Genomic DNA, 11,245 nt, shown 5'->3' on the forward strand with positions numbered 1-11,245 from the left:
ATAATCCCACACATAACTATGGGAGTAATTAGAAATAAATCAAAAATTCACAAGCGTGTGGCTACCTTGTTATAAATTCTGGGACATCCCAGTCCCCAGAATTCACTCACCAACGCGACAGGTTAAAGGCCTTGAGCGTCCTGTCTACGGTACGTTTGCTCTGAACAAGAAAAACGGATACCTGCGCCAATGACTTAACGGTTGCTGAAAGATTTACTACGCATCCCTGTCAGGCTGTCTGCGTAAAGCGCAACCTATCCCGGACTCGTTCCGCCTTCCTTGGCGCGATGCGATAGGATTTTATTATTACAAAATTTTCTCTAAAAATACTGTGGGGAATTTGCGTATTTGATTACGACTCTGCTATACGTCGTAGGACATTTGTATTCGTTCCATATTAACTGTGTCGCATTGGACTCACTAAGACCTGTCGCGAATATAAATGCTGCCATATCTTTTAAATGTCCTGACAGCTCTTTTAGCAAGCAATTAGCCTCTTTTTTTGTAATCCAGAGTATACGCTTATTTTCAACCTTTCTCATTCGAATAGCAGGAATTGATTCAAGTCAACCCTACTCTTTTGAGCGCAGTTTAAAATGGCTCCAATTAACTCCAAAATTCGATTCACTATGGTAAGCGCCCCAGCCTAACCCCGGCAACAACAGTTTACCAACTCAGTGGTATGTGCCAATGCTTTAACTGAAGGAATCTCCAATAAATAGCGCAAGTCCTCTGTTAAACCTGCGTTATTTCGGCGAATAAGGTTGCGGACAATATAAAATAATAACTTTGCCTCCTCAGTCGAGGTCACATCAAAGACAGCATCTTGGTAGCGCGCCTGCATTTGTTGTTGCCGTGCACGGAGCTCCGTTAGTTTATTTTCAATAAAAGGGGTAACATGAGGTTGCTGGTATTCATATTGGTGGGCTTCTGCATAGGAAAATACCGAAGCATGGCTCAACAAGTGGTTGGTAACATCAAAATGCTTGTTTGCTGCCGCATATCTAAAACTATAGAAATTGCCTTCCGCAATCATGTCTTGCAGAGTTTCTGCAGAGGATTTCTCTTCTAGATAGTGAAGGATATCAAGATGGCCGTTTTCTGCTGCGCGTCGATAAGCATCGAAGTTCTGTGCAGCAAGCATGTCTTGAAAGGTATCTTAAGAAGCATTTCTCAGAGAAACACACCTTGGGAGCCAGTTATAAGATAATTATTTTAAAATAACTTGATCTACAATATAGATGCTATACTAATCACTTTGCTTATTTGTGCTTTTCATTTTTCTTTTCTTAAATTTGGATTGCAAGGTAAAGTGGGCACCACCCCACTTTTCTGATTTTCGCAGTAAAATCCTGGTGAGCAAGATAAGCGATTAATAAAGGCAATTTAGCGTTTGAGTCAGCGCCTTCTTCATACCATTGAATGAGCCGATGTGCCATAAATGAACTTTAATTATTTATTACACAGAACATTGTGGGTAATAAATCAATCTCCAGCAACTGCCTTGAAATACAGTTCAAGAAGTTGCTACGCTCGCTGAATACTTTGTTTGAAATTTTCTAAAATTTTATCACTTATACTAATGTCAAGCATTTTAGGAATTTCTTGGGGAAGAACAGGCCGACTATAAACATAGCCCTGTATTTCATCGCATCCCAGTGTTTGCAATAAGCGTAGCTGCTCCAATGTTTCAACACCCTCCGCAAGGACTAATAAATCAAGATGATGCCCCATGGCTATTATGGCCTTAATGATTGAACCGCCATTAGGTGCGATTGCACAATCATGAATAAATGATTGGTCAATCTTCAATTTATTTACGGGGAAATTTTTAAGATAACTAAAACTGGAATACCCCGTACCAAAATCATCTATAGCAATCTTTATCCCCATTTTTTTTAATCGGCCGAGAGTTTTTATAATAGTTTTACTATCCAGCATCAAAGCACTTTCTGTTAATTCGATCTCTAAATAACGTGCATCAAGCTGAGTTTCGTCTAAAATTTGAACTATAGTTTTAATGAACGCTTCCTTGCTTATTTGAATGCCAGACACATTTATTACCACTTGCACAGGGCGTAGACCTTGTTTTTGAAAGCTTTTCAGTTGACTACAAGCTTCACGCATTACCCATTCCCCTAGTTGAGTGATTAGACCACTTTCTTCAGCTAAAGGTATAAATTCATTCGGAGAAATAAAGCCCATTTTAGGATGTTGCCAACGAAGAAGTGCTTCAAGAGAAGTGATATGACCACTATTTAGGTCCAAGATTGGCTGATATACCAAAAAGAATTCTTTATTTTCTATAGCATAATGTAAATAATTTTGGATTGTCATACGCCTTTCTAAATTTTGGCTAAGTACTTGTTTATAAATTTGATGAGAATTTCTTCCTTGGTTTTTGGCCGAGTACATTGCGATATCAGCATTTTTTATAAGCGTTGATGGATTGTTACCATGGTCAGGATAGAAACTTATTCCAATGCTTACTGTGACAATAACATCATGAGTACCTATTTTTATTGAACTGGAAAGATTACTATAAATTTTATGAATTACTTGATCTATTTCGTCCCACTTTTTCAATAAGCAAAACATCACAAACTCATCGCCGCCAAAACGGAAAATAGTATCAATCTCGCGCATACAGACAGCCAACTTCCTGCCGATCTTCTGCAGTAAAATATCTCCCGCATCATGTCCGAGACTATCATTTATAGTTTTAAAATTATCAATGTCAATAAACAATATAGCTATAGTAGTTTTAAAGCGTTTTGCATATTTTATTTCTTGATGAAGTTTTTTGGTTAATGAGGTTCGATTAGGCAATCCAGTTAATGTATCATGGAGGGCTTGATGATAAATCTTTTCCTCCATTTTTTTACGTTCGGTAATATCACGGAAACTCCAAACACGTCCATTAATTTTATTTTCACTTATACGTGGTTTGGAATAACGTTCATAAATTTTCCCATCCCTAAACTTCAGGATATCAAAGCTTTTCAAATTTATTTCTCGAAAGAGATATTGAATTTTTTCTACAAATTGTTGTGGATTTTCTAGTTGCCCTAAGACTTTATCAATAACCTCTTCGATAGTATGAGACTCTATATATTTCGCTGAGAGTTTCCACATATCTAAAAATCGTTGGTTATAATATTCAACTTTTTTATTTAAATCCATCACCAATATCCCATCACTTGTTGTCTCTAATATTGAGGTGGTTAAAGCCAAGGAGTTTTTCAATGCTTTGGTATGGGATATAACCTCCTCGTTTAGCAATAATGACTTTAAAAAAAACTTATTGGTATAATAGGCTGTACTAAACATCAGTCCTATATATAGAAAGCTCATGAACCCAAGAAGCGTATAAAGACCACCCTGTAAAAAAAACCAAATGGATAATGGTACAAATGCTAAAATTAAAAAAAGCGCACAACAAGCTAAAACAGGAGCATTAAAATTAGTCGCTACCGCCGTTACCCCAAAAATGATCAATATAATAAAATTTTGATAAAAGACAACTTCGTCGGGCATCAGAAATATAGGAACAAATCCCCAGCTGCAACCAGCAATGAAAACTGAAAAAATGAATAGAATGAGCCAAGTGTCATTAGAAATATTTCTTTTATGGAAGTAGAACTTAATTAGAACCCATCGACCCAAACCAGATGCAATATAAATGTATAAAAGCCAGCCAATGAGTAAAGTATGATTCGTAACAGTCCACAAAGCAGCACATATGACCGAGGCAACCAGACTTTCTGCTAAAAGTGTAAATCCCGTTAGTTGCTGATAAATAAGTTTAATTTGTTTGGCTCGAATTTTTTCGGATAACTGGTATGGGTTGAACCAATCTATAATCCAAAGAATCCTTTTAAACATTTCATTATCCATTAATGATGCAAATAACAGTAATTCTTCACTTTGTATTTAAAATTATCTTAATTCTTCTAATTAAGTATAGTATCCTGGATATGAAAACAAGCATGACTTACCATATATTAATGTTCGTATATAGGATGATTTCTTGCGTACCCTCTTTCTCTGACAATGGCTACAACGGGCTAATCGATTATAGAGTACATCTACTATTAATGGTTGATATACGCTCACTTTTACTATGGAAAATCCAGGTAAATTTAGGATAATATTGTGCGTCGACACTTTAATCTCTTTTTGAGCGTCAAATCAAAGAATTAGTTTAGACTAAGTTGATTAAAGCGCCTCCTTATTTGGTGTAACCTCTGATTTTCAGCAAAGGGCATTCCCACTTAAATTAAGTGTACTCACCCTAATTTTTCTTTCCCTAGAGAAAGCAAGCGTTCTTCATATATTCTTTCTTTTTCAAGAATTTTCAAGATATCAGGATCTAAATCCGTTTCTTGTTTGCTTGCTTGGTCACTATTATTTTCTTTAGCAGTCGATAAAAATGAGAGTCTGATTTGGGATATTCTTAAGATATCTATATTTGAAGACAATACGGTTTGTTCCTTATTTTTATTGCTATAGTCAATTTCTGTAGGCAACAACGTTAGAATGGTCTTTAATTTTTTTGGGTCATGAACAATAGAATCGAGCATTGTCTTGCCGTCTTTGTTTTGAATCATCATCGCCTCTAGGCGTTGATTTACTGGTACTAACGCTATAATGGCCGTTAGGCTTCCAGAATTGCTAACAACCTTATGAAGTATTGTATCGCCATATTTGTTTTTAACCATCAACGCGTCTGGACGGTGATTTTCTGGATATAATGCTAGAGCGATCTTTAGGATTTCAGTATCCTTAGCCGCCAGATGAAGTGCTGTAGTGCCATGTCTGTTTTTTGTTTTATTGTCACCCCTTTTTGTGACAAGATTTTTTGTGCGATACCCCAATGTCCGTTGATTAATGCGGCCATCAGGGGAGTATTTTCCTTGGGGTTACTGACCCCATTGACTTTAGCACCGTGTTCCAGCAAATCGTTCACCATGGCTAAGTCTTTGTTTTTAACTACGATGATAAGCGGTGTATTTTCATCATTGTCTTTAATGTCCAGTTGCGCCTGCGCTGCAATCAATTGTTGGGCAATATCGCGTCCCACTTCGCTTTTATCTTTGTAGAGCACTTTTTCAAGGGCACGGATTAAAGCGGTATTGCCGTCTTTATCTTGGATGTTTACATTAATGCCCCGTGCCATGAGGGTGCTGATGCTCTTCTTGTCGGCATTTAAGGTGGCAAGATGCAAGGCGCTTTGCCCCTTTTTGTTCCTCGCATGAATCGCAGCACCTTGTTCCATAGCGTCAAAATCAATGATTCCCTGGTCTAATTGGTGCAGATAATCCCGGTTAGTCGCTAACAGCGCGTCAAAGGCTTCTTGGTGATGAGAGGCGTACTCACCTAATAACTGAAGTAACTCATCGTTTCTGGTAGAGAGGACAAAAACAAGGACTTGTTGCAAGGCTTCGGTGTTTTGCAATGCTTCCTGGGTGCTGAATAATTCTTGGAAAAAGCGCTTCGTCTCTTCTGCAATCATGGCTTGCAATTGGGAAGAGGCTACCTTGCCATAGAAAAGGTAAGGCATGGTCGCACAGGCCAAGGGAAGCTGCGATTTAGAATCGCAATACCCTGCATAATCCTGAAAGTGTTCTTTGACAGCTGGATAATCTTTGCAGGCCACTTTACGCGTGATGCCACTTTGTGCCCCTGTATTCACGTGGGTGATGTGATGCTCCTGACACAGGATGTGGCCCAGCAAACGAAACATATCAGCAACCTGCTCGATTTTTTCTTGCCTTACTACAGCCTCAATTGAATCCAAACACAACCCACCCTGTTGCCCTTTCCATACCCAGGATTGCGCCAAAATGGCATCATCCAGCGATGGGTTTTGCGCCTCACCTTGGCATAAAACATAAAACCCACCATTAGGAGAGGCAATACCATGAATCACACACTCACTGCCTGCACCGCCAAGATACTGGCAGCAATGAGTTATTTTTCCAAGACAGGCCGCAAGTGCGGCTCCCTTATCACTGGTCGTATCGAGTTTTTTAATATAAATCCCAGGATAGCCAATCTCTTTCCCATCAATAACTAAATCATGAGGAAGAGGAAGCCTTAGATTCAGATATGTGGGTTATACTAAGCTAGCGCCAAACGAGAGAATTTCTGGTTTCGAGTAATGTTTAAACCAACTCGGAATGAGAGGTTCTCTACCCCAACAAAGCTGTCTGTTCATCACATCTTCATCAACTTATTAGCCATCCTAAGCCCTTCAACTCGCCCCTGTAAACGGAACCATCCTTTCCATATGATAGACCAAGTTGCTTTTCCAGGGCTTTTAGAATCAGTCCAACCTCCCACTCGAAGAACCAATTTAGAAAGAACCTATTTTAAACTGACCCTCTACTGGTTTAACTCCAACAGCCAGAATTGAGACAATACACACTGATGAAGTCCTAGAAGAAATGCAAAGGTTAATTGAGCATCTTTTTGAATTTAGCCTGGCAAAATTAACCTTAATGTAATGCCTTAGTTAAGTTGCTTGTTTTTGAATAAAGAAATTCCGCATTGATGCATGCCCAAAAATACAATTTTAATATATCTAAAGACATTAATTCGGAGAGAGCATTACAGATTGGAGAATAGAGATACTTTTTAAATCCTTTTATTTAAATAAAAATTTCTTCTTATACAAAATAAATTGTATATCTACATTTTTAATCAAAATCCCCTTATTACAAGCGAAGGTAATTGATAAAAAATCAGCCAAAAGATCGGTGCGAATGAATGAGGTACTGTGCTAATCAAAATTATGTTCAAGGTAAAATGTTTTGTGGTCGTGCTCCAATGCAAACCATGGTAGAGGACAGACAAATCTGGATAGACAAATTTATAAACTCAATTTGACCTGACAGACATCTTTTAAAAACAGGTAACTGTCAGATCAAGTATGACTGCATCTTATATCTAGCTAAGATTAAATTTTAGGCTTATTTTCGAGATCCAGCTCTTGATTTAAATCCATATTTAATGCTGGATTTACAATTATTATCCGACAAATAGATGAAAGAGAAGAAGATACTAAACAGCTCGTCGGAAATTTTGAAAAAATTTATAATTCTATATATCCCATCAGAAAAACTATTTTTGCGTTGGCAGCACCAATGTATTGCTTCTATGCTAAGTTATCTCCTTCGACAACAAGTAATTTGAGGCAATGCGCTTGTCGTGTATACGACATAAGCCATCAGGATTTCTTAAGCTCAGTTAATTATCATGCGTATGTGATCATCGTTGAATCTTCGATATAGAAACTTGGTTGTGATGATTTAGATTGGATTTGATGTTCTGATAGTCGTACCTTTCAACGGAATCAACTGAACATGGGTTTGTCTGAGCTGCAGAAACTCATGTGCCACTATAAATTTGTCCCAATTATAGAATAACAAAGAGAACACTATGAGATTTTTAGAAGAGCAAGTAATAAATATCCTCCTCGAGTCAGATATACAAGATTATGATACTCAATGTAAAAATCAGGAGGTATTGCAGGAGGTATTGCAAAAGTTACTTCATGAGGAGCCTTTCGGAATTTCAAGCTCTAAATTTAGAAATCATCCTGATCTAAACTATCATTTCGAAAACGCCTCACGTGATGAGCAAAATTATTTTATGCTGTGGCTAAGTATAGAAGAGTACATTAACCATAGGGACATTGTTGATTCGACACAAATACACTTAAATCGAATCGAAGAAGCATTAAAAAAATGTCTTGGAACAGTTAGCCCAGAAGCAAAAGCTCGGGGGACCTCATTGCTTCCATTAGATATTGCAAATGCTCAGTTCATGAGGAGACTTTATTCATTGAGGGATGAAAATCTTAACAACTTATTTTTAAAATATTTTCCTAGACCAAGAGCAAAAGTATTCAAGTGGCAAAACATTCCAGAAATAATCTTAAAACAAGAACAAGACTCAACCAAAACAATAATAAATCTGTTGAAGTCGAACAGAAACGACCTATCTTATGTTGAAAATACCATTGTTAAAATACAACGAAACATTAGAGCAAGAATTAGAAAAGAGGAAAATTTACACCGATTGCCTTACCAATATAGAACTCTATGGCAAAAATCAGATAAATCAACATCCTCTGAAGAGGGTCAAGTATTTGCCAAGAAACTCTTGGTTGATGCGAATACACCTTATCATCCTCGATGTGAAGAAAAGTTGGCTATTCGAATCATGGAAGCAGCAAAAAAAATTGAGCTATTTTCTACAGTACGCCATTTAACCGCTGCATCTGCACTAGAATCTATTTTTAACGATGGCATTTACGGACGGCGCAATATGATAGAGCTTTATATGCCTTTTCGGCGAGCAGCTTTATTCCCAAGTGATGTAGACCACGGAGATGCCAATGTTGTTTGTCTTGGTGCTAATGAAATTGATCCGCAAGCAAAACATGGCATTGAACTGCAATTTGATACAAAAAAAATATTATGGAACAATCCATGTGTTTTTTATAAGCAAAGGGATTTAGGCTACGATCCAGATAGAATACGTAATGTTAGAATTGGTGCTCTCGATTTATATTTTTCTCATACATCAACTTACAGAGGGCAACCCCCTGAAGTTTCTTCGCTCGTGTTATGCGACTCCCATGGCAAAGAAAATTACGCATTATCTAATGTAACAAAGGCTCTTCTAATTGCGGATAACACAAAAGATATGCATCAAATATTAATACTTAATTTTTTTAGATTTGTTGATCGATTGATGTATTTGGATTTCTCGGAACCTTCCTCCTATAAACAAGCAATATACGCCGAGTTAGACAAACTAACTGACGATGAGTTAGTAAAAACATTACTACAAATAGGCAAGAATATGACTGATACAATGGAGTTTAATTTTTATGGTGCGTATGCGATTGATTTTTTTGCTCTACTAACCATTAAAAAAGAACAACCATTTTATGCACTCAATTTGCCTGCTTTTGCTTATGAATTAAAAGCCGGTAATCTTGAAAAATTAACCGAGGTGATGGCGGAGTTACCAGAGATATTTAATAGTTACCGCTTTATTGATTTTCTGCTCTCCATAACGAGTGATAAGAGCGTAGTTGCTGAACTAATGCAACAAAGAAGCAAATGTAGACAACCTTGTTGGATGGAAGACATTAATCCACCAGAGTTACTGAACATATTTTAACTTTATCAATAGAGGCATCTGGGGTCAGGCATTGCATTTTGAATTTATCAAACTATGAGCATGCTTTTTTAAGGATAGATTATACTGATACTAGAATAGTGAAAACCTAAATAACTCCCTATTTCTTTTAAAGTAAATTGACCACTTTTGTATGCTGCTTGAATACCTTCATTTCTTGTATTTGCTTGCTGCTCTATCTCTTTTAAAGAGTATTTCTCTGTCCTATATTGAGATTTGGGTATATCTATCAAATTCATTAATGGATCAGTTTTTTCCTGCATCTCATTCGATGAGAGCCATGAGCCAAAAGCCCCCCAAAGGACATGGAAGACTGCCTCGCAGCCTACAACAATGCAGTCGAACACTATATTACTGAGGAAATGGCTGTCGATTCCTTTTAAAATAGATGAGGAATCGAAACATCTTGGATATGCTGAACAACGGCGCCTGGTCTACCACCAGAAGCACAGCTTGCCTGCAATGCTTGTGGCAAAGAATACATGGAGCATCTTTTATCGTCCCAACAAGTAGAACCCAATGAATTTTTGGGTAAAGCCATAAAATACATGCTAAACCATTGGGAAAACTTACCCGTTTTTTACAAATCCAAGGTGCACCCATCCCCACAACGACATGGATCGCGGTTTAAAAAGTCCCTATCAGGAACCGAAATACCTGGTTGTTTTACAAAACCGAATACGGCGCTATGGGAGGAGGTGTACTCACCAGCATCATTTATACCTGTGAGTTATCCGGCCTCAATCAATAAATCAAAACCAAGCCCAAGATTTTCTCTCAAGTTTCTGAACACCACAAAAATTTACAAACTCAACATCTTCCCATTGAGTGTAACCTATGCTCAATAAAAACATCCGTCACTGCTTTTAAAAACTCGAAAATTTCGTGTAGACGCAATAGAGACAAATTAATTTAATTCTATTACCAATACTGCGCCTGAAAATCTGTAAAATACTCCTTTGAATCAGCACCCTCTCAAAATTAAAAGCTGAATATCAGCTTGGGGAATAATACTTACGGGTAGTTAATGCATCCTGCTCATTATCCGAGCTTTTATCATCCAGGTTTGTAGCTTGACTATCCTTAAACAAACCCAAATTTATTTGGGAACTAGTACGGGTTAGTGAGGCTGATTTAAAACGAGTTGATATTTGCTCCTGAGTATCGTTATGAAGTGTGTTATTTTTTCTTGTTGGCTCTATAGGTTTCAAGTGAGTTTTAAATAACTCGAAGCTTTTAATTGTAGAAATTCTTTGTGATGAGAGTTTAACAATTAATTCGTCGCATATTTTAGCTCTAGAATTATCATCTTTAATATCAGCTATTTCTTGAAAATTATGTCTTATATTTTTTGGTACATCATGTATGATAAATCGATCCATTTTAAGAGCACACAGAATGAGTTCATCATCCTCTTTGAATTTTCTAGAGAAATTTCGATACAAGGCTGGTTTTTTTTCAATCCCTGCCATAATAATTTCTTTATCGTCTCTGAATACTCCCAGAGGATCGTTTTCCGAGCAATTCAAATACATGAGAAAAAATGGATCTTGCTTTACTTGAGATATTGTTTTGTACCAAGCTTTATAAGTCTCCAAGAATTTTTTATAAAAATCCTTTTCTGGTAAGTCAATATATGGGAAATATGCTTTTAGAAAGTATTTCCATAACTCATCATTTTGTTGATCCATGAGGTATTTTTTCAAATCAACAGATGTAAATGTTAAGCTCCATAAATCACTCCAAGAACTCACAAATGAACCAATTACAGTAAACTCATCCATAGAGAGATTATTTAATTTTTTCGAATTTATTGTTGTCATATTTTTATCTCTCCTGTATCTATTTTAAAAAAATGAATTTATGATATACATACTTAACTATAAATGTATATATGTTTCTATATTTTATCTTTTTGTTTAAAATTGGAGTTATTCAGAGCCTGTCTATTAGGTTAATCAGCCGAACAAGGTTTATAAGTTTGTAAAAACTAGACTGGTGAAGTCCTCCTTAAAAAAAATGTCGATAT

8 protein-coding genes and 1 pseudogene are annotated in these 11,245 nt (G+C 36.7%); 1 reads left to right on the forward strand and 8 read right to left on the reverse strand.

The annotated features are described in order from the left end of the window. Positions 1 to 646: 646 nt before the first annotated feature. From EL220_RS11340 to EL220_RS11360, 5 genes and pseudogenes are all read right to left on the reverse strand, one after another. Positions 647 to 1,144, reverse strand: a complete 498-nt coding sequence (locus EL220_RS11340; RefSeq protein ID WP_051544798.1) for a hypothetical protein — start codon at positions 1,142 to 1,144, stop codon at positions 647 to 649. A gap of 383 nt (positions 1,145 to 1,527) precedes the next feature. Further along, positions 1,528 to 3,498, reverse strand: coding sequence for a sensor domain-containing protein (locus EL220_RS11345; RefSeq protein WP_232002406.1), 1,971 nt, complete (start codon positions 3,496 to 3,498; stop codon positions 1,528 to 1,530). A gap of 513 nt (positions 3,499 to 4,011) precedes the next feature. Next, positions 4,012 to 4,167, reverse strand: a pseudogene (locus EL220_RS19890) (ISL3 family transposase); the annotation flags it as partial. 122 nt (positions 4,168 to 4,289) lie between these two features. After that, positions 4,290 to 4,721 carry a hypothetical protein gene (locus EL220_RS11355; RefSeq protein WP_027272377.1) on the reverse strand — a complete coding sequence of 144 codons (432 nt, stop codon included), beginning with the start codon at positions 4,719 to 4,721 and terminating at the stop codon, positions 4,290 to 4,292. A gap of 47 nt (positions 4,722 to 4,768) precedes the next feature. Further along, positions 4,769 to 5,932 carry an ankyrin repeat domain-containing protein gene (locus tag EL220_RS11360; protein ID WP_128130901.1) on the reverse strand — a complete coding sequence of 388 codons (1,164 nt, stop codon included), beginning with the start codon at positions 5,930 to 5,932 and terminating at the stop codon, positions 4,769 to 4,771. A 1,511-nt stretch (positions 5,933 to 7,443) separates the two neighbouring features. Here EL220_RS11360 and EL220_RS11370 point away from each other — a divergent pair. After that, complete coding sequence (locus EL220_RS11370; protein ID WP_027272215.1) at positions 7,444 to 9,198, forward strand: hypothetical protein; 1,755 nt, start codon at positions 7,444 to 7,446, stop codon at positions 9,196 to 9,198. Positions 9,199 to 9,266: 68 nt separating this feature from the next. Here EL220_RS11370 and EL220_RS11375 read toward each other — a convergent pair whose 3' ends face one another. The 3 genes from EL220_RS11375 to EL220_RS11380 all read right to left on the reverse strand — a co-directional run bounded on the left by EL220_RS11375 (position 9,267) and on the right by EL220_RS11380 (position 11,039). Beyond that, positions 9,267 to 9,479, reverse strand: a complete 213-nt coding sequence (locus tag EL220_RS11375) for a hypothetical protein (protein WP_197720963.1) — start codon at positions 9,477 to 9,479, stop codon at positions 9,267 to 9,269. Positions 9,480 to 9,595: 116 nt separating this feature from the next. Continuing rightward, positions 9,596 to 9,757 (reverse strand): hypothetical protein, encoded by a 162-nt coding sequence (locus tag EL220_RS18205; RefSeq protein WP_155833980.1) that lies wholly within the window; start codon positions 9,755 to 9,757, stop codon positions 9,596 to 9,598. Between the two features lie 454 nt (positions 9,758 to 10,211). Continuing rightward, positions 10,212 to 11,039 (reverse strand): DUF4116 domain-containing protein, encoded by an 828-nt coding sequence (locus tag EL220_RS11380; RefSeq protein ID WP_065236246.1) that lies wholly within the window; start codon positions 11,037 to 11,039, stop codon positions 10,212 to 10,214. Positions 11,040 to 11,245 lie beyond the last annotated feature (206 nt).

The sequence above is a fragment of the Legionella sainthelensi genome (assembly GCF_900637685.1).
GTDB lineage: Bacteria > Pseudomonadota > Gammaproteobacteria > Legionellales > Legionellaceae > Legionella > Legionella sainthelensi.